At 33.4% G+C, this 26,272-nt stretch carries 27 protein-coding genes and 2 riboswitches; of the genes, 13 read left to right on the top strand and 14 right to left on the bottom strand.

Annotated features, from left to right (window positions below; translation table 11 throughout):
• Positions 1 to 27: 27 nt before the first annotated feature.
• Both fosB and CN946_RS01765 read right to left on the bottom strand, forming a co-directional pair.
• The gene (gene fosB, locus CN946_RS01770) at positions 28 to 450 is read right to left on the bottom strand and encodes a metallothiol transferase FosB (RefSeq protein WP_098859637.1); all 423 of its coding nucleotides are present in this window, start codon (positions 448 to 450) and stop codon (positions 28 to 30) included.
• 39 nt (positions 451 to 489) lie between these two features.
• Positions 490 to 1,524, bottom strand: a complete 1,035-nt coding sequence (locus CN946_RS01765) for a DUF2332 domain-containing protein (protein ID WP_483295363.1) — start codon at positions 1,522 to 1,524, stop codon at positions 490 to 492.
• 119 nt (positions 1,525 to 1,643) lie between these two features.
• Between CN946_RS01765 and CN946_RS01760 the strand changes: the two genes are divergently transcribed.
• A complete protein-coding gene (locus CN946_RS01760; RefSeq protein ID WP_286133785.1) occupies positions 1,644 to 2,153 on the top strand; it encodes a DinB family protein in 510 nt (169 codons plus the stop codon).
• Positions 2,154 to 2,203: 50 nt separating this feature from the next.
• On the opposite strand, the gene CN946_RS01755 is transcribed toward CN946_RS01760, so the two are convergent.
• Together CN946_RS01755 and CN946_RS01750 are read right to left on the bottom strand one after the other, a co-directional pair.
• On the bottom strand, positions 2,204 to 3,511 hold the full coding sequence (locus CN946_RS01755; RefSeq protein WP_098859634.1) for an amidohydrolase family protein: 1,308 nt from the start codon (positions 3,509 to 3,511) through the stop codon (positions 2,204 to 2,206).
• Between the two features lie 73 nt (positions 3,512 to 3,584).
• Positions 3,585 to 3,684, bottom strand: a riboswitch (purine riboswitch).
• A gap of 97 nt (positions 3,685 to 3,781) precedes the next feature.
• Positions 3,782 to 4,237, bottom strand: a complete 456-nt coding sequence (locus tag CN946_RS01750; protein WP_098859633.1) for a MarR family transcriptional regulator — start codon at positions 4,235 to 4,237, stop codon at positions 3,782 to 3,784.
• A gap of 161 nt (positions 4,238 to 4,398) precedes the next feature.
• On the opposite strand from CN946_RS01750, the gene CN946_RS01745 reads away from it, so the two are divergent.
• Positions 4,399 to 5,373 carry a hypothetical protein gene (locus CN946_RS01745; protein WP_098859632.1) on the top strand — a complete coding sequence of 325 codons (975 nt, stop codon included), beginning with the start codon at positions 4,399 to 4,401 and terminating at the stop codon, positions 5,371 to 5,373.
• Positions 5,374 to 5,475: 102 nt separating this feature from the next.
• Entirely contained in the window at positions 5,476 to 5,640 is a 165-nt protein-coding gene (locus CN946_RS23270; RefSeq protein WP_176522696.1) for a hypothetical protein, read from the top strand.
• Positions 5,641 to 5,772: 132 nt separating this feature from the next.
• Here CN946_RS23270 and CN946_RS01740 read toward each other — a convergent pair whose 3' ends face one another.
• Positions 5,773 to 6,762, bottom strand: a complete 990-nt coding sequence (locus tag CN946_RS01740) for an NAD(P)-dependent alcohol dehydrogenase (RefSeq protein ID WP_098859631.1) — start codon at positions 6,760 to 6,762, stop codon at positions 5,773 to 5,775.
• A gap of 150 nt (positions 6,763 to 6,912) precedes the next feature.
• Entirely contained in the window at positions 6,913 to 8,109 is a 1,197-nt protein-coding gene (metK, locus tag CN946_RS01735) for a methionine adenosyltransferase (RefSeq protein WP_098859630.1), read from the bottom strand.
• Between the two features lie 208 nt (positions 8,110 to 8,317).
• Positions 8,318 to 8,431: riboswitch (SAM riboswitch) on the bottom strand.
• A gap of 311 nt (positions 8,432 to 8,742) precedes the next feature.
• Between metK and pckA the strand changes: the two genes are divergently transcribed.
• Both pckA and CN946_RS01725 read left to right on the top strand, forming a co-directional pair.
• On the top strand, positions 8,743 to 10,329 hold the full coding sequence (gene pckA / locus CN946_RS01730) for a phosphoenolpyruvate carboxykinase (ATP) (RefSeq protein WP_098859629.1): 1,587 nt from the start codon (positions 8,743 to 8,745) through the stop codon (positions 10,327 to 10,329).
• 205 nt (positions 10,330 to 10,534) lie between these two features.
• Complete coding sequence (locus CN946_RS01725) at positions 10,535 to 11,065, top strand: hypothetical protein (RefSeq protein WP_098859628.1); 531 nt, start codon at positions 10,535 to 10,537, stop codon at positions 11,063 to 11,065.
• Positions 11,066 to 11,121: 56 nt separating this feature from the next.
• Here the strand turns inward: CN946_RS01725 and CN946_RS01720 are convergent, their stop codons facing one another.
• Positions 11,122 to 11,565 (bottom strand): carboxymuconolactone decarboxylase family protein, encoded by a 444-nt coding sequence (locus tag CN946_RS01720; protein ID WP_098859627.1) that lies wholly within the window; start codon positions 11,563 to 11,565, stop codon positions 11,122 to 11,124.
• A gap of 237 nt (positions 11,566 to 11,802) precedes the next feature.
• Here CN946_RS01720 and CN946_RS01715 point away from each other — a divergent pair, with 237 nt between their 5' ends.
• The 4 genes from CN946_RS01715 to CN946_RS01700 all read left to right on the top strand — a co-directional run bounded on the left by CN946_RS01715 (position 11,803) and on the right by CN946_RS01700 (position 15,035).
• Entirely contained in the window at positions 11,803 to 12,291 is a 489-nt protein-coding gene (locus CN946_RS01715) for an RrF2 family transcriptional regulator (RefSeq protein WP_098859626.1), read from the top strand.
• A 175-nt stretch (positions 12,292 to 12,466) separates the two neighbouring features.
• Entirely contained in the window at positions 12,467 to 13,459 is a 993-nt protein-coding gene (locus tag CN946_RS01710) for an ABC transporter substrate-binding protein (RefSeq protein ID WP_420488215.1), read from the top strand.
• 12 nt (positions 13,460 to 13,471) lie between these two features.
• Positions 13,472 to 14,236, top strand: a complete 765-nt coding sequence (locus CN946_RS01705; RefSeq protein ID WP_098859625.1) for an ABC transporter ATP-binding protein — start codon at positions 13,472 to 13,474, stop codon at positions 14,234 to 14,236.
• Positions 14,229 to 15,035: an ABC transporter permease gene (locus CN946_RS01700; RefSeq protein WP_286133784.1), complete on the top strand. Its 807-nt coding sequence runs from the start codon at positions 14,229 to 14,231 to the stop codon at positions 15,033 to 15,035. Before CN946_RS01705 ends, CN946_RS01700 begins: the two co-directional genes overlap by 8 nt.
• Positions 15,036 to 15,457: 422 nt before the next feature.
• On the opposite strand, the gene ytkD is transcribed toward CN946_RS01700, so the two are convergent.
• Entirely contained in the window at positions 15,458 to 15,937 is a 480-nt protein-coding gene (gene ytkD, locus CN946_RS01695; RefSeq protein ID WP_098859623.1) for an RNA deprotection pyrophosphohydrolase, read from the bottom strand.
• 166 nt (positions 15,938 to 16,103) lie between these two features.
• Between ytkD and ytzI the strand changes: the two genes are divergently transcribed.
• Entirely contained in the window at positions 16,104 to 16,250 is a 147-nt protein-coding gene (ytzI, locus tag CN946_RS01690) for a YtzI protein (RefSeq protein WP_098859622.1), read from the top strand.
• A gap of 24 nt (positions 16,251 to 16,274) precedes the next feature.
• Positions 16,275 to 16,529 carry a membrane protein insertion efficiency factor YidD gene (gene yidD, locus CN946_RS01685; protein ID WP_056473280.1) on the top strand — a complete coding sequence of 85 codons (255 nt, stop codon included), beginning with the start codon at positions 16,275 to 16,277 and terminating at the stop codon, positions 16,527 to 16,529.
• Positions 16,530 to 16,577: 48 nt separating this feature from the next.
• Here the strand turns inward: yidD and menC are convergent, their stop codons facing one another.
• From menC to CN946_RS01655, 6 genes are all read right to left on the bottom strand, one after another.
• Positions 16,578 to 17,684: an o-succinylbenzoate synthase gene (gene menC, locus CN946_RS01680; RefSeq protein ID WP_098859621.1), complete on the bottom strand. Its 1,107-nt coding sequence runs from the start codon at positions 17,682 to 17,684 to the stop codon at positions 16,578 to 16,580.
• An 11-nt stretch (positions 17,685 to 17,695) separates the two neighbouring features.
• Positions 17,696 to 19,138, bottom strand: coding sequence for an o-succinylbenzoate--CoA ligase (locus tag CN946_RS01675; protein ID WP_098859620.1), 1,443 nt, complete (start codon positions 19,136 to 19,138; stop codon positions 17,696 to 17,698).
• 407 nt (positions 19,139 to 19,545) lie between these two features.
• Positions 19,546 to 20,364 carry a 1,4-dihydroxy-2-naphthoyl-CoA synthase gene (gene menB, locus CN946_RS01670; protein WP_098429601.1) on the bottom strand — a complete coding sequence of 273 codons (819 nt, stop codon included), beginning with the start codon at positions 20,362 to 20,364 and terminating at the stop codon, positions 19,546 to 19,548.
• Positions 20,361 to 21,188 carry a 2-succinyl-6-hydroxy-2,4-cyclohexadiene-1-carboxylate synthase gene (menH, locus tag CN946_RS01665; RefSeq protein WP_141546845.1) on the bottom strand — a complete coding sequence of 276 codons (828 nt, stop codon included), beginning with the start codon at positions 21,186 to 21,188 and terminating at the stop codon, positions 20,361 to 20,363. The genes menB and menH overlap by 4 nt, the downstream gene beginning before the upstream one ends.
• An 18-nt stretch (positions 21,189 to 21,206) precedes the next feature.
• Positions 21,207 to 22,946: a 2-succinyl-5-enolpyruvyl-6-hydroxy-3-cyclohexene-1-carboxylic-acid synthase gene (menD, locus tag CN946_RS01660; protein ID WP_098859619.1), complete on the bottom strand. Its 1,740-nt coding sequence runs from the start codon at positions 22,944 to 22,946 to the stop codon at positions 21,207 to 21,209.
• A complete protein-coding gene (locus CN946_RS01655; RefSeq protein WP_098859618.1) occupies positions 22,936 to 24,342 on the bottom strand; it encodes an isochorismate synthase in 1,407 nt (468 codons plus the stop codon). Before CN946_RS01655 ends, menD begins: the two co-directional genes overlap by 11 nt.
• A gap of 154 nt (positions 24,343 to 24,496) precedes the next feature.
• Between CN946_RS01655 and CN946_RS01650 the strand changes: the two genes are divergently transcribed.
• On the top strand, positions 24,497 to 25,420 hold the full coding sequence (locus CN946_RS01650; protein WP_098859617.1) for a 1,4-dihydroxy-2-naphthoate polyprenyltransferase: 924 nt from the start codon (positions 24,497 to 24,499) through the stop codon (positions 25,418 to 25,420).
• A 99-nt stretch (positions 25,421 to 25,519) separates the two neighbouring features.
• Entirely contained in the window at positions 25,520 to 26,269 is a 750-nt protein-coding gene (locus CN946_RS01645; protein WP_098859616.1) for a TraR/DksA C4-type zinc finger protein, read from the top strand.
• The last annotated feature ends 3 nt before the right edge of the window (positions 26,270 to 26,272 follow it).

Here is a 26,272-nt window from a genome sequence, read left to right as displayed (position 1 = left end):
AGTTTATTTAAACTTTCTATCCAACAACTAAATATAAAAATCCATATGTGGCTTTGCTTGCTTATAATATTCAATCCGATCTCGCAGGGTACCAGTATGAAATTCGAATTTATGTCCATCTGGATCAGTAAAATAAATTGAATTTTTATCTCGTTTATCTCTTTCACGACCATTCAATATATTTACCTTAAGTTGAACTAATTTATCATACATTTTTTCAAAGGAGTCTTCGTCTATTGTAAAAGCCATATGAGTATATGAATGATGAATTTCATTTCTAGGAATAGCTTTCTCTTCATTTAATGCAAGCCATATTCCATTCAAGTCAAAATAGGCTGTTGTTCTACCTTTCATTAAGAGAGTTGCATCAAATACGTTTCTATAGAAATCGATCGCTAGATCAAGATTAGATACTGAAAACAACAAATGATTGATTCCTTTAATCTCCATTTTTGCTCCCTCATTTCATTGCTATTTCTTAATGTTTTACTAAACCCTCCATTCAAACCATTTCCCGTGACCTTCTGTTTCACCAATTACTTCTTCATACTTTACCCCATCAATATAATAGTCAAGATGTAACATTCGATCCCAAATATTATTATATAGATGAAACACATCTCTATTTTCACCAATACCTTCAATAGTTTTTAGTAAACTTTGTTTTCCCTCAACTGGGATTTGATTTGCGACATGTGTATGAAAAATACATAGAATGGAATCATTTGATAGTTGTTTAACGACTTCTGGTAATATTTTAATCCCGTCTGCTTCTATTAAATTGATTTCATTTTCCTTCATACTTATAACGGCTTTTTCAAATAATTCTCTTCGTTCAAAATGCTCCGGCCAAATTAAGGCTTTTAGCCACAAATAGTCTTCTTCATTTGATAAATCATTTACGTGTAAATCTATTCCATATCGATCAACAACTGGAGGCACTTTATCTAATAATGGGAGATTAATTAGGCCCTTATCATTTACCTCCGAATTGATCAGAACATCCGATTTTATATTTCCATAAATAGTTTCGCTTGTGCTATAAGAATACTTATATTGATCCCATAATAGTTGAAGTCCAGCACTAGTTCCAATTTCTATTAACGAGATTGGTTTATTAACCTTTTGATAAATATAAGAAAAGCATGGATAAAGATATGCACAACGTCTCACTTCATTTGTTTGGACAATTTTCGTTTGAATAAGCTGAATAATTTCGTTTCTAAATTTTTTACAAAAATCCTGAAAATATGGATAGGAATCTTTTAATTTCTTTGGTGTTTCTACTAGGCTTGGATAGAACTCTTTTAACGGATGATGATTACCATTCAATAATAAATAATGAATCGAACCTAATAATAAATTTGGAATAGGTTGACCATCAAGCGCAAAAGTACATAAATCATGAATCTCTTCGTCTTCTGCAATTTTTAATGATAAATATTCATATAATCTACTAGAATTTTCACATTCATTTTTTGCAAATTGCTTAAAACGTTGCTTCAGCTGAATATTCATATTAATCACCCTTAATATTTTTATTTTTCAAACTTCTATTTACAAAATTTTACCATTAGTTATAATTTCTTTATTGTACTACTTACTCTTTAAATCTTAAATAAAAACGTTGGGGTGATTAATTGATGTCCAGACCAAATTCAAATGAATATAATCCACACTTTAAAGGTTATATTGAGCTAGTTCCTGAAGGTGACTTACAAGCTATTTTAAGGAAACAATTAGAGGAATCAAGAAACTTTTTTAAAGCAATCTCGAAAGAAAAATCTGAATATCGATACGCGGAAGGAAAATGGAGTATTAAGGAAGTTCTTGGACATTTAGTAGATACTGAAAGAATAATGTGTTATCGTCTTTTGGCAATTGCAAGAGGGGATCACAATCCATTGCCATCTTTTGATGAGAATGCCTATAATGAAAATGCAAATTTTAACCGACTTGAGCTAGAACAAATTATTAATGAATATCAAACTGTTCGTCAAGCGACTTTATCTATGCTAGAAAACTTATCTAATGAAACATTAGAAAATGAGGGAAATGTTCTAAATCACCCAACGACACCTCGTGCTATTGCTTATATTATTGCAGGCCATGAGTTACATCATTTAAAAATCATCAATGAACGATATTTTTAAATTAGAAAGAGCAGGACAATCCTTTTCCTGCTCTTCTTTGTTTACTTCTTTTAAGCAAATCTACTTTGTAATCGATTTACTTCTGCAATTACTTTTTCTTCATCAATTGTTAAACTAATACGCTCTTTTACAATTGCTTTCCCATCAATGAAAACATCACATACATCGCTACCACGTGCAGCGTATAGTAAGTGTGAATATGCATTACTTAATGGTTGTAAATGCTCTTTATCATATGGATAAATTGTAATAAAATCTGCCTTTTTATTGGCTTCAAGTGAGCCAGTATGTCCCATTCCTATAACTTCTGCGCCACCTCGAGTAGCCAAAGTTAATGCAGTTTGTGCTGAGAATTTCGTAGCATCTTTATACATTCCTTTTTGTAGCAGTGCAGCTATTCTCACTTCTTCAAACATGTCAAGATTGTTATTAGATGCTGTGCTATCCGTTGCTATACCAACTTTTACTCCAGCGTCTAATAAACTAACCACATCAGCAACGCCAGAACCTAACTTCAAATTACTAATTGGATTATGAGCAACTCGTACATCATATTCCTTTAGGATCGCTCTTTCTTCATCATTTAGAACTACACCGTGAGCCATTACTGTCGGCTGATTAAATACACCTAATTGGCGAAGATGTTCTACAGGTCGGTTTGAATAGCGGGCTTCAATATCTTGAATTTCATAATCTGTTTCAGATACATGAATGTGCATCATTAAATCATTTTCTTTTGCGATACGTGCACTTTCAATTAGAGCTTCTGGTGTACATGCATATGGGCTATGAGGTGCAACCATCGTTGTTAGACGGCCATCAGCAAACCTTTTGTAGTCTTTTGAAAATTGCTCAGCACCTTTAAGATTCAATCTTTGCTCTTCTTCTGTTCCAAAGCTAAATATCGAATATGAAAATGCTCCTCTAATTCCAGTTTCACCAATTGTCTCCATGACAACATTTGGATCGATTCCATTAGGGTTAAACATATCTGAGAATGCTGTAGTTCCCGACTTAACCATTTCTAAAATACCAAGTTGTGCACTTACAGAAGCAATTTCCGTTGTATATTGTCTTTCGATTGGCCATATTTTAGTTTCTAACCAAGGCTTTAGCAGCATATCATCTCCAATACCACGTAAAAGCGTCATAAGAATATGAGAATGTGTATTTACAAGTCCTGGCATTACCCATTTCCCTTGAAGATTCATTACTTGATCCGCATCCTTTATTAACTCTTCAGAATGATTTCCGACATAAGTAATAAATTGATCTTGAACGATCATCATACCATTATCGAAAATTTGATTCTCTTGATCCATTGTAAAAAAAGTAGCATTTATATAGACTGTTTTCATTATTTTTCCTCCCTAGTCACTTTCATAATTGTGCGAAAATAAAAAAAATCCTGATTACGAAGAAGGATGTAAATAAAATTACATTCTTTTTCGTAATCAGGATTTTACGGTTCCTGGTAGAGACCCTCATACCATATCAATGAGGTTATACAATTTTGTATGTTGTTATATTAAAACATAATATACGATTAATAAGTAATGTTCAAGGATTTCTAAAATTTAACAAAAATAAGCATACTTAATCGGGATTCCACCCTTTCAATATACTCTCTAATCTAATTTCCCAAGTATTTTTATGATCTTATGCATTGAGTAGTCTAAATCAAGTAAGTCTTCCTCATCAAGTTGTCCAATCCGTTCACAAAAAATATGATATAAGTCTTCCCATCGTTTTGTGACAATTTTTTTACCTTTTTCAGTAAGTATAATTTTTACACTTCGTTTATCATTCGGATCTTGAATCTTAGATACATATTCTTTTTCTTCTAATTTTATAATTAATGGAGTCATTTGCTGTTTTGAAATGCTTATATTTTGAGCTAGCTCTGTAATTGAAATTCCATCTACTGTTTGAAACAAATCTTCTAGTATATGATTTTGTAAATGAGTTAGCTCGGACTGCCTATTCTTTAAAGAATTTTTAGAGCCCGGCTTGTTGAACTTATTAAAAACTAGAGGAAGTAGTTGGATGAACTTTTCTGCGATTTGATTTGGATTTGAATTCATTTTATTACAAACCTTTCTAGGAAAAAATTTCTAAATTGACATATAGTAAATAAAAGTTTATTATTTATCCGAGATATAATTCAATAATATCATAATTATATAGGTTAATCCAACTTAACAAGTAAATAATTATTTACTATTTAACTAAAGGAGTGGTGTAGATGAATTCAACTGGATTAACTTTTGGTATCTATCCCCTTAGCGTAGCTGGTACACCTATAGGATTAGCTACTGGTCCTGATGATAACTATGAAAAAATAGCTTCTGCACTTAAAGAGCTAAAGGGCAATACTAATCAGCTTTTACCAAGAATGTATGCTGTCTATATGGGACCTGAAACAGAAGAAAAAGTATTTAACGCTCTAAATCGATATAAAAACGCAGGTTTATTAGGTGATTTAACAATTGGCTGCCTCATGGATCCAAGCTTATCATTGGATTATTGGTTAAATTTTGTTCGTAAAGTAATTAAAGAGTATAGCACCTTCCTTGATTCAATCCAAATCACGAATGAGCCTAATTTATCGTTTATGGATGGTTCCAAACCATATGTATTTGAAGCGCTTGTACAAGGCGTTCTAACTGTAAAAGAAGAAATTGAAAATAACAATTTACCTATTAAAGTTGGATTTGGCTCGGTTCCTGAGGGAGAAAAGACAGTGCCACATTTTTGGGAGAATTTAATGAAAATTGGTGGGGACGAATTAATTCACTCAATTGATTATGTAGGTCATAATTTTTATGTGGATGTATTTGAGGAACCATTAAAAATTGAGGAAGTTGCTGTTTCTGTAGAAAACATACTACGTAAATTTCGAGAAACATTGGATAGTAATGGATTCCCGTCAACTCTTCCAATCCACATTACAGAGAATGGATGGCCAACTGGCAAAAATCCATTTATACAAATCAAAAGGTCATATGAGCAACAATCAATCGTACTTGAGGTAATTATTCGAACAGTCTATTCACTGCGCCAGGAATTAAATATTACTCATTATGAATTTTTCGGTTTAAGGGATGCTGATAGTTCAAAAGACGACCTATTTCATCAATTTGGTATTATGAAGGATGATTATACGATTAAGCCTGCTTATCTCACCTTTAAAAAATTAATAAATGAATTAAGCGAGTAAAACCAATTACTTCTATAAATTTGAATGAAGTTAGTCAATTCGTTAAGACTAAAACAACGAGAGTTTCATTGACTTTCTACTATATATATGGAGGTAATAAAATTGAGCAAAAAAAATAACCCCATCAGAAACGAAGAACAAATGAAAATACAAGCAGACCTTAATAATCTCGATCCAGGTCATTCCGTGGATGAGCACCGTAAAATTGAAACAGCTAATATAATGTTAGCTGGAGAAGAAATCAGACAGCAAAATGAAAATCTATAAAAGAAATCCCTCAAAAGGTCATTTTGAGGGATTTCTTTGTGTAGATAAAAGGTCAGCTTATATTTCGAGACAACTACAAATAATAATAAGCACCGCACATACAGGCTAGGCAACAAATAAAGCGAGCGTTTGTCAAAAGTCTGAAATCCCTCGAATGTTAATAACGACATTCCCCATCTTATGCCCTTTTTCTACGTATCGATGTGCTTCAACAATTTGATCAAGCGGGTAATGGCGATCAATAACAGCTTTTAGCTTATCCGCTTCAATAAGTGCTTTTATATAGTTTAAATCTTCATTGTTCATATTTGCTACACCTAGTATGGCTTTTTTATTACTAATCAAATTACTCCATATAGCTTGAAAATAAACTGAAAGCTTCCATACCGCACTTAACAAATAGACGCCATCTTTGTTAAGCAATCTTTTACAATTAGAAAAGGAACTTTTACCTACCGTATCAAAAATAATATCAAAAGTTTTCTTACTCTTAGCCAGATCTTCATTTGTATAATCGATAACTTCATTTGCGCCTAAAGCCCTTACCAATTCTAAATTTGATGTACTACATAATGCGGTAACTTCTGTACCAAAATATTTAGCTAGCTGAATTGCATATGTTCCAACACTTCCTGAAGCACCATAAATAAGTACTTTTTGTCCATTTTGAATAATACTTCTCCTTAGAAAGTGTAATGCAGTAAGCGCCCCAACAGGTACAGCTGCAGCTTGCTCAAATGACATATTTATTGGTTTTTTAGCTAGAACACCTTCCTCATGTAAAGAAATATATTCTGCATTAGCTCCAAAAGTAAATCCACTATATCCAAAAACTTGATCACCTGTTTTAAAATTTCTTACGTTTTTGCCAACCGTGACTATTTCTCCTGCAAGCTCACAACCTGGTATTTGATTTTTCGGCTTAGTAAGGCCAAACATAAGGCGTGAAAGCAGCCAATACATATAAGGAAAATCGGAGCTTCGAAGTTTTACATCTCCTGCGGTTACAGTTGTTGCGTGTATTTTTATTAATACCTCATCATCTTTTATTTTTGGTTTCTCAACTTCTGTTATTTGAAGAACTTCTGGTGGACCATATTTTGTACATATAATCGCTTTCATAGGTTCCTCCATTACAAACTTTAATTTAGTCATTTAAACCTATGAAAAATGATTTTTAAGTATACCTATATGTAGAATAAAACAGTATGATTCTTACTAAACAAAAAAGACTGAATATAGCATATGCCATATTCAGCCTTAATCATTTTATTATAGACCTGCTTCAGTTTTTAAAACTTCTGCTTTATCAGTACGCTCCCAAGGAAGATCGATATCTGTACGGCCAAAGTGACCATAAGCAGCAGTTTGTTTGTAAATTGGACGACGTAGGTCAAGCATTTTAATAATTCCAGCTGGACGTAGGTCGAAGTTGTTGCGAATTACTTCAACTAATTTTTCTTCTGAAACTTTACCTGTACCAAAAGTATCAATAGCGATTGAAACTGGTTTAGCTACACCAATTGCATATGCTAATTGAACTTCAGCTTTTTCAGCTAAGCCAGCAGCTACGATGTTTTTCGCAACGTAACGTGCAGCGTAAGCAGCAGAACGGTCAACTTTAGTTGCATCTTTACCAGAGAATGCGCCACCACCGTGACGAGCATATCCACCGTAAGTATCAACAATAATTTTACGACCTGTTAAACCAGCATCCCCTTGAGGTCCACCGATTACGAAACGACCTGTAGGGTTGATAAAGAATTTCGTGTTTTCATCAATTAACTCAGCTGGTACAACTGGTTTAATTACAAGTTCTTTAATATCATTTTCAATTTGAGCTTGAGTAGCTTCTGGACCATGTTGCGTTGATACAACAATTGCATCAATACGAACTGGTTTGTTGTTTTCATCATACTCAACTGTTACTTGAGTTTTACCGTCTGGACGTAAGTATGAAACTGTTTCATTTTTTCTAACTTCAGTTAAACGGCGAGCAATTTTGTGAGATAATGAAATTGGAAGTGGCATTAATTCAGGTGTTTCATTAACAGCAAAACCGAACATTAAACCTTGGTCTCCTGCACCGATTGCTTCAATTTCTTCATCTGACATGCTACCTTCACGAGCTTCTAACGCTTGGTCTACACCTAGAGCGATATCTGCTGATTGCTCATCGATAGAAGTTAAAACTGCACATGTATCTGCATCAAATCCGTATTTTGCACGGTCATAACCGATTTCACGGATTGTTTCGCGAACGATTTTTGGGATATCTACATAAGTAGAAGTTGTAATTTCACCTGCAACAAGTACTAAACCTGTTGTAACTGAAGTTTCCGCTGCTACACGAGCATTCGGATCATTTGCTAAAATTGCATCAAGAATAGAATCTGAAATTTGGTCACAGATTTTATCTGGATGTCCTTCTGTAACTGATTCTGAAGTAAATAAACGACGTTGTGACATTGAGTCCCCTCCTAAATTGAATTGACGGATCTCTTTTTTCTCAACATAAGAATAAAAAGTTTGTTCCTATTCCTATGTTTCCCATTTAAGATAAAGATAACTCAGTGTAAATTACGAAATTGCCACTGTATTTAAGTTTTGAGCAAAAAAAAAGCCTTCCTCTTTTCAAATATTACCTGAGGAAAGGTTTCTTGGTATTTGCCTTTCGCTCTTATCGTCCAAGACATAAAAAAAGTCTTGCATCAGGTTCAGCACCTTTCACTAAAAGTGAGGTTGCTGGGTTTCGTAGGGCCTGTATCCCTCCACCTACTCGGGATAAGAGAGTATCCGTATGAAAAGTATCATATTAAAATTTCACTTTCTTGTCAACAATTTTCATCATAACTTAGACATAATTCTACAATAACTTTATCTCTACATTCATTTCTATTTAATGGGAAATTACTAATTACTATACTTACATTTAAATAACTTACTTCATTTAATAAGTAAATTTTACTCAAATTTATTTTTTAATCAAATTCATAACACATTTTGCCAACTAATAGTATACACTATTAAAATAAATGTGTTATACTATTTATCGAGATACCTACATGGCAGACAAATATATTTAAAGGATGGTATTAGTATATGAAGACAGTTGATGTAAACTTTGAATTAAACGAATTACTTACTAGTAATCAAGTGTATAACCAACTAAGCGTTTCTGAGTTAGTTGAAAAAGTCCTAACAAGACAAGAAGGAATTTTAACGTCAACAGGAGCAGTTAGCGTTTCAACAGGCAAATATACTGGACGTTCACCTAAAGATAAATTTATTGTTCAAGAGGCATCTGTTGAAAATTTAATCGATTGGGGTTCAGTAAATCAACCAATCTCTGCTGACGTATTCGAAAAATTATATAGCAAAGTACTTAACTACTTAAAAGATCGTAACGAATTATTCTTATTTAAAGGATTTGCTGGTGCTGACACTGAGTATCGTTTACCTATCCAAGTAATTAACGAATTTGCATGGCACAACTTATTTGCTCATCAATTATTTATTCGCCCAACTGAGCAAGAGCTTCAAACTCATGAAGCAGAATTTACAATTGTTTCTGCTCCGACATTTAAAGCAGACCCTGTAGTTGATGGAACAAATTCAGAGGCATTTGTTATTGTATCATTTGAAAAGAAAATTATCTTAATTGGTGGTACGGAATATGCTGGAGAAATGAAAAAATCTATTTTCTCAATCATGAATTTCCTATTACCACAAAATAATGTTTTACCAATGCACTGTTCTGCTAACGTTGGTAGCGAAGGTGATGTAGCATTATTCTTCGGACTTTCAGGAACTGGTAAAACAACATTATCTGCAGATGCAGACCGTAAGCTAATCGGTGATGACGAGCATGGCTGGTCAGATAATGGTGTATTCAATATTGAAGGCGGTTGCTACGCTAAATGTATCAATTTAACATTTGAAAAAGAGCCACAAATTTTCTCTGCAATTAAATTTGGTACAGTGTTAGAAAATGTTGTTGTTAAATCTGATAGCCGTTTAGCTGACTATGATGATACAACTTTAACAGAAAATACTCGTGCTGCATACCCAATGCAAGCAATTCAAAATATCATTGAGCCAAGTGTTGCTGGACATCCGCATGCAATTATCTTTTTAACTGCTGATGCATTTGGAGTATTACCTCCAATCAGTAAACTAACAAAAGAGCAAGCGATGTACCACTTCTTAAGCGGATTTACTAGTAAATTAGCTGGTACTGAGCGTGGTGTTACTTCTCCACAAGTAACATTCTCTACATGTTTCGGATCACCATTCTTACCGCTTCCAGCTGTAGAATATGCAAAAATGCTTGGTGAAAAAATTGAAAAACATAATGTAAATGTATTCTTAGTAAACACTGGCTGGACTGGTGGAGAATACGGCGTTGGTAAACGTATGAATCTTTCTTACACAAGATCAATGGTTCACGCTGCACTTGAAGGTGATTTAAACAACATTGAAACTACTCAAGATGAGTTTTTCGGTTTAGCAATTCCAACTCATGTACCTGGTGTACCTGATAGCGTATTAGTCCCTTCAACAACTTGGGAAGATAAATCAGCTTATGATCAAAAAGCTCTTGAATTAGTAACTAAATTCAAAGAAAACTTCAAAAAGTTTGAAGGCTTTGATGCTCAATTAGCTGAACTTGGTGGACCTTTAAAATAATCTAATACCTTAAAATGTAAGGGCTGTCCAAAAAGTCGGAATCTATGACTTTTTGGCAGCCTCTTTTTATTTTCTTTATTAAAAAACAACCTCACCTAACAAAAGGAAGTTATTAACATTTATAGAATAAGATTAAAATAACATTAAACAAACTGAACATGAATAATAATCACTATTTATTTATCGAATTAAATGGAGGATTAAAATGAGATCCATAAAGATATTAACTCTGATTTTTTCATTTACTGCAATTTTATTAACTACCTTTTTTTTATTCAATACTGGTACCTCGTCTAAAAATTTAGATAAGCATGATTCACTATCTTCTAAAAAAATTGAGCCAAATATTGAATCATTATCCAAAAGATATTATGAGATCAAAGATTCTGTGGATAATCAATTACTTTATGGAGTTGAATATTATTTAGTCTTATCAGTACCAGAACGTTATAAAAACGATATAGAAAATGCTCAAATAGAAATCCTACTACCTAAAAAAGTCCAATCAATATTTGGAGTCAACATTGAAGAAATAAATCATAATCAAGTATACGAAATCATAAATGGAAGAGCTGTTTTTAATCTTTCTAGTTCTATTGCTACTTCAAATATAACAATAGATCAAAAGAATTATATTAAAAATAATAATGATCTTTACACTATAAAAATTTATTCTAATAAAAATAAATTAATAAAAAGCGATGTTATAAAAGTACAAAATTTTAATAAGAATTGAAAAATCACATTAAAAAATGAGCCAATCTTCGGCTCATTTTTTATTTTATTAGGATCTTATTTTTCAGCTGGTCTATTCCCCATTGAAATAGAGATACGATTCCAACTGTTAATTTGATTAATCATGAATACAAGGTTTACATATTCTTCTTCGCTAAAGTGTTTACTTACACGATTATATAGTTCCTCAGGTACACCTTTATTCGAAATTAGTGTAATATGCTCAGTTAATTCCAAAGCTGCTTTTTCTGCATCTGTGTAAAAATCACAATCTCTCCATGCACTAACACAGTATAAACGTTGTTCAGTTTCTCCTATTTCCCTCGCTTCAGAGGAATGCATGTCAAGGCAAAATGCACAACCATTTATTTGTGAAGCACGAATTTTAATCAGTTCACGAAGTTTATGGTCTATAACCGTTGTTTTAATATACTTTTCCATTTCCATCATTATTTTAAATGCTTCTGGTGCTAATTTTGAATAATTAATTTGTTTTTCCATTTTAATTCCCCCTAAAAAAGTTAATTCTAAAAATAATTGAACTAAATGTAGTTTTTGGAAATATTAAATTAGCGACAATATTAATCGCCGATTTATATTATCTATATTAAAGTGTTTATTTCATTATGTCAAACACCTTTTACGTTTGAATTGCTCCTAAAAGTAATTGTTTGACAAAGAAATAAAAGATTTCTAAGATTAATTAAAAATAATCTCATTTATGAAGAAGGTGTTTTCATGCAGTATAGCGTTGGAGTTGAGTATGCACTTCACTGCCTTGTTTATTTAATTGACACTCCTGAAGATTCTCCAATTGGAATAAAGGAACTATCCTTCTTTCAAGGTGTTTCAGATACATATCTTTCAAAGATTTTTAGTAAGTTATCTAAAGCTGGTATTGTAAGTTCCGTTCCAGGAGTTAAAGGTGGTTTTAAACTAGCTAAATCTCCAGAAGAAATTTCTTTTTGGGATGTAATTGAAGCAATTGAAGGTTCTAAACCAATATTTCAATGTAAAAATATTAAAGATAACGGATATCTTTTTAGAGAAAAAGGTTGTACTCCAAGTGCCACCTGCACGATTAATTTAGTCATGCTCTCTGCCGAAGAAAAAATGCATGATTATTTACGTAATAAAACACTGTCATGGTTAAACAAAGAATTAGAAAGTGTTTTACCTAACGAAATACGTGAAGATACTCGAAAATATTTTTCAAAGAGTAGATAAAAAACCTCTCTAATTTCCTAAAAAGGAAGTAAGAGAGGTTTTTTCTTTGTTCAACTACCTCAGATTACAGATAAGTAACCGAGCTATTTTAGTAGAGTCAGTACTCCGCATTCACCCATTTTCTCCTATTGCATAGGCTAATTGTATATTTTCGATTAGGAGGGATTAAATGAAAATCAAATGGCTCGTTATTTTGTTTTTATTAGTTGCTTCTATTTTAGGTGCATGTTCGAAAGATAAACCTAAAGATGGGACCACAAAGGTGAGAGTTGCAGAAGTGACGCATTCATTATTTTATGCACCTCAATATGTGGCCATTAGTGAAGGAATCTTCAAAAAGCATGGATTGGATGTTGAGATCACAACTACTGCTGGTGGAGATAAAACTATGACTGCTGTATTGTCAAACGGTGCAGATATAGGATTAGTTGGGCCTGAAACAACAATATATGTATACGCTCAAGGTGCAAATGACCCAGTAAAAAGCTTTGCCCAATTGACTCAAACTGATGGAACATTTCTAGTAGCTAGAAATCAAACTGTACCATTTAATTGGGACCAATTAAGAGGCAAAACATTTTTAGGTCAAAGAAAAGGTGGAATGCCACAAATGGTTGGCGAATATGTCCTAAGTAAACATGGAATCGATCCACATAAAGATTTGAACCTTATTCAGAATATAGACTTCGCAAATATCGCGAATGCATATGCTTCAGGTACTGGAGAGTATGTTCAATTGTTTGAACCTACAGCAAGTATTATGGAAAAAGAAGGAAGAGGTAAAATCGTTGCTTCATTCGGCTTGGAGTCTGGAAAAGTTCCTTACACTGCTTTTATAGCAAAAGAAAGTTATTTGAAGAAGAATGCGAAAACAGCTCAAAAGTTTACAGATGCAATTTATGAAGCTGAACAATGGGTTGATACCCATTCTGCAGAAGAGATTGCAAAAAGTGTTGCACCATTCTTTAAAGATACACCTTTAGACATTTCAATAAAAGTTATTGATCGCTATAAGTCTCAAAATTCTTATTCAACAAATCCAATATTAGAAGAAGATGAGTGGAATAATCTTCAAAAAATTATGAAGAACTCTGGTGTATTACCAAAAGAAGTTCCACACTCAGTTTTAGTTGATACAAAATTTGCCGAAAAATCTACGGAGAAGTAGTAGGTTAACAAAATGAGTTATCTAACAGTTAATGATATTTCTCATGTATTTTTATCGAAGGAAAAGGCAATTAAAATATTGGATGGCTTAACGTTTGAAGTTGAAAAAGGTGAATTTGTATCTGTTTTAGGTCCAAGTGGCTGTGGAAAAAGCACACTTTTATCGATCATTTCTTCATTGCTTACACCATATGACGGTTCAGTAAAGTTTAAAGGTAAGCCTTATGATATAAAATCGGGAGAAATTGGTTACATGCTTCAGCATGACTATTTATTCCCTTGGAAAACAATTAAAGAAAATATTTTTCTAGGTCTACAGATTCTAGATAAGGATACCGAAGAAAATAAAAATCGAACGCTAGAATTGCTAAATGAAGTTGGATTAAAAGATTATGAAAATGCGTACCCAAGAGAATTATCCGGTGGGATGAGACAACGCGTTGCATTAGTGAGAACTCTTTCTACTAGCCCTTCAATTGTATTATTAGATGAACCATTCTCCGCTCTAGACTATCAAAATAAAGTAAAGCTTGAAGAATTAGTTTTCAACTTATATAAGAAGTTAAATACTACTGCTATCTTAGTGACTCACGATATTGAAGAAGCGGTAGCTATGTGTGATCGGGTAATTACGCTAACAAATGCTCCTACAAAAATATCAAAAATTTTCAATTTACCAGAAGAATTACGTATTCGCTCCCCTTTTGAAACACGACACCAATCACTCTTTTCTTCTTATGTTTCTGCGATTTGGAAGGAGTTGGAGAAACGTGGATAAAGTAAATGACGAACTAAAATCCTATCACGCCAGTATCGTCAAAAAAAATCGCCGTAAAAAGCTACTCATATTTTTCTTCCAACTATTAATTATTATTATCTTTTTTATAGCTTGGGAGCTTTTAAGTCATCGAAAAATAATTGATCCATTATTGTTTAGTTCACCTACTAAAATTTACGATTTACTCAGTGCAAAATTGGGAGATGGCTCTATTTATCATGATGCTATGACTACAATCACTGAAACACTCGTTGGATTTATTTTAGGAACAATTATCGGTGTCATTCTGGCAATCATTCTTTGGTGGTATCCATTTGCCTCAAAGGTACTTGATCCATTCTTAGTAGTCTTTAATGCCATGCCGAAAGTCGCGCTTGGTCCAATCATCATTGTAATTTTCGGTCCTTCATATTCGTCCATAATTGCAATGGGGATCATAATAAGCTTTGTCATAACAGCGCTGGTTATTTATCAAGCCTTCTTACAGGTAGATGAAAATTACGTAAAAGTCATTAAGAGTTTTGGAGCTACTAAAACTCAAATCTTTAAAAATGTCATCTTTCCTGCTAGTATACCTACCGTCATTTCAACATTAAAAGTAAATGTCGGATTGGCTTGGGTAGGAGTGATTGTCGGAGAGTTCTTAGTTTCAAAAAGCGGACTTGGCTATTTAATCGTTTATGGCTTCCAAGTATTTAATTTCACTCTTGTTCTAATGAGTGTATTGATCATAAGTGTATGTGCTGGTTTGATGTATATTATTGTTGAATTTATTGAGAGAAAAACGATAAAGAAATAATTTGGTGTAAACAAGCTCATTTAATATAGTGAGCTTTTTTCACGTTGTTTAATTTGCTCATGAACCCTTTATGAGGANNAGGAACCTATTTTCTTTTTTGAGCTGTTTTACTTCCCCATGACCCCCTCATGAGGAACCTATTTTCTTTTTTGAGCTGTTTTACTTCCTCATGCCCCCCTCATGAGGAACCTATTTTCTTTTTTGAGCTGTTTTACTTCCTCATGAACCCTTTATGAGGAACCTATTTTCTTTTTTGAGCTGTTTTACTTCCCCATGAACCCTTTATGAGGAACTTATTTTCTTTTTTGAGCTGTTTTACGTCCTCATGAACCCCTCATGAGGAACTTATTTTCTTTTCTCGCTGTTTTACTCACTCATGAATCCATTATGATTATTTAATTCCACACTAAAAAAAGCTCACCTTATAAAAGTGAGCTTTTTTTAGTATTCAAGTAACTTAAACTTTGTGAAAATACTTCGTCACGCATGATAAAACTAAATCGGCGATCTTTTTTTATGTTTGGTGGAAATTCGTCTAACAATACTGGGCCGTTTGTTTCAAAATAGTGCTTTTGTGTTAAAAGTTCTCCTATTTCGGCAAAATAAATATTTTTTATGATAATTTTATCCTTACCTGTAACACGGTATTGCCCTAAATAATTAATTTTAGATACATTTCCACCTGTTTCTTCTAAAACTTCACGTTTAGCTGCTTCTTCAGCTGATTCGCCTTCCTCTACTTTTCCGCCTGGGAATTCGTATCCTCTTCTTTGATGGTCTGTGAGTAACCATTGGTCATTGTATTTACAAATAACCCAAACATGTTTTGGATTGGGTGAAAATGGATGTTTCTCAAACGATAATTCAACTGTATTATGGTAAAAATCTTTAAATATGTACATTTTAACCTTCCTACATTCATACTTGTTTTTCCATTGTACTATTTCTATTAAAATGTTTCATCATTATTGAAATAATATTCCTGAAACTTTATGAAAATATTTGATTGCCTTGCATATTGGACAGTATACTATATCATAGTAGTATAACTATTTAGGAGGATATAGTATGACTGGAGTATTTGTTGTTAGTGGAATTATTATCGTTGTTGTGTTTGGTGCTTTCGTTCTCACTGTAAATAAAGGCTATGGTGTACAACATAAAGTCGATAAGCTAGAAGACGTAAAAATGAAAAATAACAATGATGAGAAATAATTCTAGCAGACGAAAGGTTTGTATATGAATAAAATTTTAATTGGAATCATTAGATTTTATCAAAAATGGATTTCACCTGCAACGCCACCATCATGTAGATTCTATCCAACTTGCTCTAGTTATGGACTAGAGGCATTACAAACCCATGGTGCGCTTAAAGGAACTTATTTAACGACTAAAAGAATACTTAAGTGTCATCCACTACATCCAGGTGGATATGATCCTGTACCTGATAAAATAAATAAAGAAACAAAAAAAGATACGGTCAAAGAAACTTGAAACAAATAACAAGTTAATTTGATCGTATTTTTTATTAGGTTATTTCTATTAAGAAGTAAATTTATAAATCTTTTTAGAAATGCTTTGGATTCTCTCTTCATCCACTTCTACCCCTAAACCAGAGCCAACTGGCACTTTAACTTTTCCATTTATTAAAGCTACCTCTGGAAAAATGAGATCATGCTCCCAATGTCTAGATGAAGCCGAAATATCTCCAGGTATTGTAAATCCGGGAAGAGATGCTAATGCAACGTTTTGAATTCTAGAAATCCCTGTTTCAATCATGCCTCCAACCCAAATTGGCATATTCTTTTCAACACAATAATCATGAATTTCAATTGATTTAGTTAATCCTCCGACTCTCCCAGGCTTTACGGTAATGATTTTGCAAGCGTTTAATTCATATGCAATTTGAACATCCTCTAATGAACATATACTTTCATCTAAACAGACTGGAGTAGAAATTTCCTTTTGAAGAATGGCGTGCTCGATGAATTGGCGTTCACCGAAGGGCTGTTCAATCATTAACAGATTAAATTCATCTAATTTTTTTAGTTTCGGAATGTCGTCAATTGAATAATCTGAATTGGCATCAATCATTAGAGGGATTGTTGGATAGCTATTTCGTATAGTTGATACAATTTCGTAATCATTTTCCTTTGAAACTTTAATTTTAAATCGTTCATAGCCTTCTTTTATATATGCACTAATTTGTTTCAACATTTTTATTGGCTCGTCTATACTAATTACAACCCCAACTGGTATCTCTGCCTTATTGCCCCCTAAAGCTTGTGCTAAAGTGATTGAATTTAGTTTACTATACAAATCCCAAAATGCACCTTCAAGCCCAGATTTAGCCATTTGATTGCCTTTAAATTGATTTAATTGTGTAGCGACTTCACTTGGATGATTAAACTGCTTTTTTAATAAGATCGGTATAAAGAAATCCTGTAAAGTATGAAGAGCTGTTTGAATCGTTTCCTCTGTATACCAGGGCTCTGAAAAAGCAACGACTTCTCCATAACCGCATATTCCGTTTGCATCTAATATTTTAACAATTATACTTTCACGTTTTTCATATGTACCATAGCTTGTTTTAAAAGGTACTTTTAGAAGCTGTTCAATTAAAAATAATTCAATTTGCCTTATCAACATGTTTATTCCCCTTATAGAAGCTTAAGTAGCTCTCTTCTAACTAGCTTATTTGTTGCATTTCTTGGTAGGATGTCTACAAAAAATATTTCCTTTGGAATTTTATACCCTGCGATTTTATCTCGACAATACTCGATTAGTTCTTCTTGAGACGGAGGATTAGAGGATTTACTAACAACAAATCCAACAGGTACTTTTCCCCAATTCGGGTCTTCTTTGCCTGTTACACCAGCTTCAATGACATCTGGATGCGATAATAATACTGATTCAATCTCTGCTGGATATATATTCTCTCCACCGGAAATAATTAAGTCACTTCGACGGTCAACTACAAATAAAAAACCATCCTCATCTACATAACCCAAATCTCCTGTATAAAGATACTCAGACGAATCAGATAACTTAGCAAGTTTATAATAACCTTTACTCACGTTAGGTCCTTTGACTACAATTTCTCCTACTTCTTTTGGTAAACAAGTTCGTTGATCGTCTCTTATTTCTAGCGTACATCCAAATAAAGCTTTACCTGCCGAACCTATTTTAGAAAGCATATATTCAGGAGAAAGCGTTGCAATTTGTGAACAAGTTTCAGTCATTCCGTAAGTTTGATAGACTGGGACATTTAATGCTCTTGCCTTTTGTAAAAGAGGTAACGGAGCAGGTCCTCCACCAAGTAAAGCTGCTCTTACGCTGTTTAAATCATTTGTACCCTCAACAATTGTTAAGAGGTCATTTAATACTTTTGTTACAACAGATAGAATTGTTACATTATGCTTTTTGACACAGTCCTTAATGGTAAGTGCATCAGCTTTATTCGTTAACACAATTTTCATGCCATAAATCGCACTTTTATATACAGTTGATAAACCACCCACATGGAACATTGGCAAACAGACTAGCCATACATCATTATGATCTAATCCTAAATTTAATACTGAAGCAATTGCGCTACTCCAATGATTAAAATAAGTTTGTAAAACTGCTTTTGGGAAACCTGTTGTACCAGATGTGTACATCATAGTTGCGATTTTATCGCCATCAAAATTAGACTTGATTGGAAATTCCTTAGATTCACTGTTCTCTATTTCATTTATATTTAACAGTTTTATATTTTCAGGAATCTTTACCGTATTTGATTTCGCTACGATTAAAAATTCAGAATCACTATTTTCTAATTGATATACTATTTCGTCATCACTTAATCTTATATTCAGTAAAATTGATGTTGCTCCGATATAATGAAGTGCATAAACAACTTCTATAAATTCAACAGAATTATTCATTAAAACCGAAACGTGAGATCCGTCTTTTATGCCAAAATGGTGAAATTTATATGCAAGATTTATAACTCGATCATGTAAATCCTTAAATGTAATTTCCTCCACATCTGTTGTAATTGCTATTCGATTAGGTGTTAATCTGACTCTCTCAAGCAAAAAATTCGGAATTTGATTCATCAAAAACACTTCCTGACTATTATCTAAATTTACAAAAGTTCATATTAAAAAACTCTCCGATCGGCGAGCCTTTAGGCGAAGAGGCGTAGTTGCACTTAACTTATTTCCTAAAATGGGCAACTACGTCGGGGTTTCTTCTCAGCTGCCAATTTATACTTTCTTAATGTGCAAAAAAAGCTTGATGATTTCTCATCAAGCTTTCAGACTGTTGGCAAACGCTCGCTTTCTTCGTTGCTTCGCCTGCCTACGGTGCTCATTACCGTCAAAGGTAACTCCGCTCCTCATCTGGCTTCGCGCCTCGAAAGACAAGCGTTTTCAATCAGTCTGAAAATCAAATTTTTAGGATATCTTGATTATAAACTTAAAAAGCTTGATGATTTCTCATCAAGCTTTTAAGTTCTTCCAAATCAAGGAAAACGTGGGAATTTATCGAAATCAGGTGTACGTTTTTCTTTAAATGCATCGCGGCCTTCTTTTGCTTCCTCAGTTGTATAGTAAAGAAGTGTTGCATCTCCAGCTAGCTGTTGAAGTCCAGCTAAACCGTCTGTATCTGCATTCATTGCTGCTTTTAAGAAACGTAGTGCAGTTGGACTCTTTTCAAGCATTTCTTCAGCCCATTGAACTGTTTCAGCTTCTAATTCTTCTAAAGGTACTACTTTATTAACTAAGCCCATATCTAATGCTTCTTGTGCATTATATTGACGGCATAAGTACCAAATTTCACGAGCTTTTTTGTGCCCTACAATACGAGCTAAATAGCCTGAGCCATAACCAGCATCAAAGCTACCAACCTTAGGACCAGTTTGTCCAAATTTAGCGTTTTCAGCTGCGATTGTTAAGTCACACACTACGTTTAATACGTTACCTCCACCAATTGCATAACCAGCTACCATTGCAATTACAGGTTTTGGAATAACGCGAATTAAACGTTGTAAATCTAATACATTCAGGCGAGGAATGCGGTCTTGTCCAACATAACCACCATGTCCGCGAACACTTTGGTCTCCACCAGAACAGAATGCTTTTCCACCTTCACCTGTTAAAATAATAACACCAATTTTTTCGTCGTCTCTTGCATAAGCAAAAGCATCAATCATTTCTGATACTGTTAATGGTGTAAATGCGTTATGTACGTGCGGACGATTGATTGAAATTTTAGCAATTCCATTATATGTAGAATATAAAATTTCTTCATACTTTCTTTCTTGTACCCATTCAATAGTCATGAAATATCCTCCTTTTCACTTTTCAATAAAAACCCAATTACTATTGTAGCAAATTTTTCCGATTCTTCCACATGAATTGCATGGCCTACATGTGGAATTTTAATAATTTCGCTATTTTCTAGCTTCTCGTTCATTTTCCCCATTATTAAGCAAAACTTTTCATCATATTCTCCACAAACTAATAAAGTAAGTTTTTTAAATTGCTTCAAGTCACTCCATAAAGATGGTTGAATGCCCGTTCCCATCCCTTTTAGACTATTACTTAAGCCAATTGGTGACTGATTTAATCTTCCTTGTTTAATCTTTTGTTGTGACTCTGATGTCAAATTCTTTTGAGTTGCAAATAAAGGAATGTTTTCCCAATAATTAACAAATACTTCAATGCCTTCATTTAGGATCATTGAAGATAAATGGTTGTCTTGTTCGATTCGAGCTAATCTTTCATTTTCAGTTTTAAGACCAGCCGTGCAGCTTTCTAAAATAAGCGATCTAATCTTAGTTGGATAGGCTAAACCGAAATAGAGGGCTAGTCTACCTCCCATCGAATAGCCTAATAGATGCACAGAATCAATTTGCTTTTGTTCTAAAAAATCATGTAAATCTTTAGCAGCAAATTCCATTCTGTACCGCTCATCATTAATTGGACAATCTGTCATTCCATGTCCTAATAAATCAATTGCTATTACATGAAAATTTTGTTCTAGTTTACTTATTAAACTTCCCCATGTCTCCTTTGAACCTGTGAAACCATGCAATAATAATATAGTTTGCCCTTGGCCAGATTCAATATATGAATATGCGACCTCATTTATTTTAATTTCCATGTACAAGAACACCTAATTTCATTTCTCGTATTCTGCTTTTACAATGCTCCAAACTTTTTGATGAAGATCATAATTTTCTTTACGATTTGTCTGAATTTCCATAACATGCAATCCATTATTCTTTTTAGCTAATTCATCTTCAAGTTCAAACCAATTATGAATTTTCGTATGAACTCCACCGAAAAGAGCAGTTGCATGCTCGAATTCTAATCCTAAAGGAGTTCCGAATAACTCTTCAAAATGTTTTTCTTCTTTTGATTGAGGTAAAAATGAGAAGATTCCTCCTCCATCATTATTAACAAGAATCACTCTTAAAGGTAAATGATGTAGTTTAGAAAGGACTAGACTATTTAAATCATGATAGAAAGATAAATCTCCAATTAATAATGTGACACTCTCACCAGCTGCTGCCATCCCCAATGCGGTTGCAATTGTCCCATCTATTCCATTTACCCCTCGATTACAAGCAATTGTTAACTTTTTAGATTGATTATGTAAAAACGTATCCACATCACGAATAGGCATACTGTTTGAAACAAACAATGTACTTTCTTCAAGTAAATTTTTTGCTAAAACTTGAACGATTTTCCCTTCAAAAAGTTCATCAAACTGTTCTGCTTGTTGTAGTCCATTTTTTGTTTTTTCATTAATTGTTTTCCATTTATTCAACCAATCTATTTCTAAACTACTTGTTTTCTGATATGACTCCAAAATTGCATTACAAAATTGGATATCATCACAAGAAATCATTTGAGTTGCTTTTAACGTCGGATCCCTCCATAAGTCTCCTTCATCAATTACAATTAGCTCGCAATCTTTTTGCTTTTGTATATATTGGCTAAACGTTTTAGATACAGGCATTGCCCCGAATCGTACGATAACTTCAGAATCAAGCGAATCAACAATGTCTTCAAATCGAAGAAATGTATCATATGTATCAATTACATTCGAGTCTTCATTACCACTAATCGTTCTGCCATTTGAAAGAGGATCACATAGAACTGGGTAGTCTAATAAATTCCCTAAAGATTTAATCTTCTTTAAAGCTCCTTCTTCAACATAAGGACCACAAACTAATAAGCCTTTTCTTTTTGATTGAAAAAGCTTGGTGAATTCATTACTTGCTTCACTTGAAATTATCGCAAGAGTTTCAGTAAGTATTGTGTGAGCAGAATTTTTACGCTTTCCAGCTGAGAATAAGTCATGAATCGCAAAATTAGGAACTAATGGTTCTCGAAGTGGCACATTCATATGTACAGGCCCTATTGGAGCGGTCACACATGAACGGTACAGTCGATTAACGCTTGAACGCGCGTATTCGTACATAGCTTCCGAAGCCTCTGGTAAGGCTAGCTCAATGAATTTTTTTACAAATGAACCGTATAAACCAATTTGATTCATAGCTTGTGGTGCACCTATATCTCTTAGCTCATGTGGTCGATCGGCTGTCAGTACGATTAATGGAATTCTAGATTCCTTTGCTTCAGAAATGGCTGGCATATAATTAGCAGCAGCTGTTCCTGAAGTACAGATTAAAACTGTAGGCTGTTTCGTACTTTTAGCGATTCCTAAAGCAAAAAATGCTGCGCCTCTTTCATCTACTGCAATATAAGCCTTTAATTTTGGATGTTCATTTACTAACATCGATATTGGTGTAGAGCGTGATCCAGGACTTATTACAACGTTTTTAATATTTAATGCACTTATTTCATCTACAAGAGCACCAATATACTTTGTTAGTGCTTCATTATCTTTCATTTCGTAACCCTCCTAATGCATTTAGCATTGGCAGAAACTTTACACCAGTTTCAAAAAATTCTTCCTCTGGTTCTGAATCTTGTACAACACCACAACCGGCATATAATTTTGCTTTATCTTCTTTAATTAAGGCACTTCGTATGCCTACAGCAAAATCACCATTTCCATTTAAATCAATCCACCCTATCGGTGCACCATACCATCCCCTGTCCACAGGTTCAAGTTCACGAATTAATTTACATGCCTCTTCCTTAGGAAATCCTCCAAGTGCAGGGGTTGGATGTAATGCTTGAATTAATTCAAATAAAGAAACATGGTTATATAATTTCCCTTCAACTGGCGTGAATAAATGCAATAAGCTTTTAGTCGCCATTATTCTTGGTGTTGAAGGTATTGATAATTCATTACAATATTGTTGTAGTGTTTCTCGTATATAGTTTACAACAAAGGCATGTTCGCCATTATTTTTTTTACTATTTAATAACCAATTGGCGGCTTCTGTATTCTCTTCCTTAGTTATTCCTTTTGCGGCAGATCCTGCAAGACACATCGAAGAAACTGTATTATTTTTCTTAGAAATTAATCGTTCAGGTGTAGCGCTAATAAATACAGTATCTTTTAATTGATAAGAAATAACATAGTTTACATTTCTTGTTGCTTCTAATTCATAAATTACTTTAGTTGAATTTACTTCTGCAGAAAATGTTGCATTTAAAGTTCGATTTAAAACAACTTTTTCTAATTCTTCGTTTTTCATTTGATGAATTGCTTCTTTTACGCTTTGAATCCATTCATTTGGTTCAAATTCATCTTTGTTAATACATTCTGATTGTGTAAAGCTTGGTTGCTTCATTCCAAACTTTTCTAAAAAGTCATCATATTCTTTATATTGAAGCAATAAATCCTCTACTGTAGTTTGTTCATTAATTTCATAATTAGAGGTGATGAATGTCCCTTCGTTTGTAACCGTCACCATTAATTTAGGTACATAGAAATGAGAGGTACCAAAATTCTTCCAATCTTGATCATTTTTATAGTTATCAAAAAAAGAGAAACCCCCAAGAGCTATCGGTCCTGTACCAAAGCAATTTTCTTGCTCGATATACACTTGCTCTCCAAAGCGTTTCCATTCTTTTTCTATTGCAGAATACTGTTCTTCTGTACTATGATGAAAAGGAACTAAAGTACCAATTCCTGTGAGAATTAACGAGTTTTCTTGGTTTGACCAATAAAAGCGTTCAGTAAAACCCAATTCTTGATAAAAATGGTAAACACTTAGGGGATGGATATTCATTATTTTTTCCACTTTACAAATGAAGCGTTTTGAACAAGCTTTTGCCTTTTGAAGAGAATGCTCAAAGAAGGCAATCGATTCCAGTTGACCTGTTCTAAGCATAATAGTTCCCCCTAGCTTAAATATACGTTAAATACATGATATAACTAAAGATACAACGATGAATGTAGACTGTCAATTTTATGAAGTTCGTCCATACTTTTTTAAAGTAAAATGACCTACATTTTCAAATAATATTAAAAAGGAGGATGTTAAAATGCAACCAACAGTTCAATCTCCAACTTCCTCAACAGGTTTTAGAACATGGTGGAATTTATTAAGGCCACATACATTAACCGCAGCGTTCATTCCTGTTGCGATTGGAACAATGTTAGCGCACATAGCTCACTCATTTCATTTACTTTTATTTCTTTCAATGCTTATTGCAAGTTTACTGATCCAAGCCGCTGCAAATATGATTAATGAATATTATGATTATAAAAGAGGGCTAGATCATGAAGGTTCTGTCGGTATCGGTGGAGCAATCGTAAGAGATGGAATTAAACCTTCAACTGTTTTAAATCTTGCTTTTACTTTTTTTGGTATAGCTCTTCTATTAGGCATTTATATTTGTATTCAAAGTAGCTGGTGGATCGCAGTTATTGGACTTCTTTGTATGGCAGCAGCATATTTTTATACTGGAGGACCACTTCCAATCGCATACACTCCATTTGGTGAGTTAGTAGCGGGCTTTTTTATGGGAGTTGTAATTATTGGTATTACTTACTATATTCAAGCTGGAAATTTACCATCAAATGTGATCTTACTTTCGATACCTACTTCAATTACAATTGGAGCAATTTTAACAGCAAATAATATTCGTGACCTAGATAATGACAAAGAAAATGGACGTAAAACACTTGTTATCTTATTAGGTAAAAAGAATGCAATTATCTTTATTGGTTCATTATTTGCAGTTGCATATGCTTTAGTTATTTTATTTGTTATCATGAATTTAATTACACCTTTTGCACTTATTTCATTAATAAGTATTCCCGTTGCAATAAAAGCAACAAAAGGATTTATAGGTAAGACCCAACCTATGGAAATGATGCCAGCCATGGCAGCAACAGCAAAAACAAATACTATAATGGGATTCCTTCTTGTTTTAGGCTTAATAATTGGAAATATTTTTTCCTAATTAAGGCAGAACAATTCCTCAAAAAACTTAATTCATGTTTTCCTCCTTTTTGAACAAAATATGGATAGTCATATTCATTTATTGAAAAGGGGGAGCATGATGCTTTCACAATCACAAATCCAAACATTTAAAAACGAACTACTGAAACAAAAAAAACATATAGAAGAAAGACTAAATGATCCAGCTTTTACACCATATTCACTTAGAGATTCAGTTGATGAACTTTCACTTGCAGACAACCACCCAGGTGATTTAGGTACTGAATTATTTGAGCGCGAAAAGGACATATCTCTTCATGAGCATTTAAGAAACGAACTAGATGACGTTAATACAGCGTTACAAAGAATTGAAAATGGAACATATGGTATATGTGAAGTAAGTGGTGAAGAAATACCTTTTGAACGGTTACAAGCTCTTCCTACAGCAAAAGCGATGATCGAACATACTCACGATCAGCATATTTCAAGTTCTAGTATAAGATACGATCGTCCCGTTGAGGAAGAAGTATTAAACCCTCCATTTAGTAGAGATCCTAAAGATCGCTCAATGATGTATGACGCCGAAGACGCTTTACAAGATGTTGAAAGATATGGAAATTCTCAAACACCGTCAGATTTTGAATTTAATAATATTGAGGAATATGGAAGTACATTTACTGAGAGCTATGAAAATGTAGGTTATGTTGAGGAATTTGAAAACTTTATCGGTACTGATATTTACGGAAAAAATCAAACTGTCTACCCTACAAAAAAACATGAACAATTTGAACAAGATCTTGATGACTATGAAGAACAAGCTTTAAACGGAGAATTATCTGAAATTGATGTAAAAGACATTGACAAGTACTAAATG

This window comes from Bacillus sp. AFS053548 (genome assembly GCF_002575105.1).
In the GTDB taxonomy this organism is placed as follows: domain Bacteria; phylum Bacillota; class Bacilli; order Bacillales; family Bacillaceae_G; genus Gottfriedia.
This window is presented reverse-complemented; position numbering and strand designations above follow the sequence as displayed.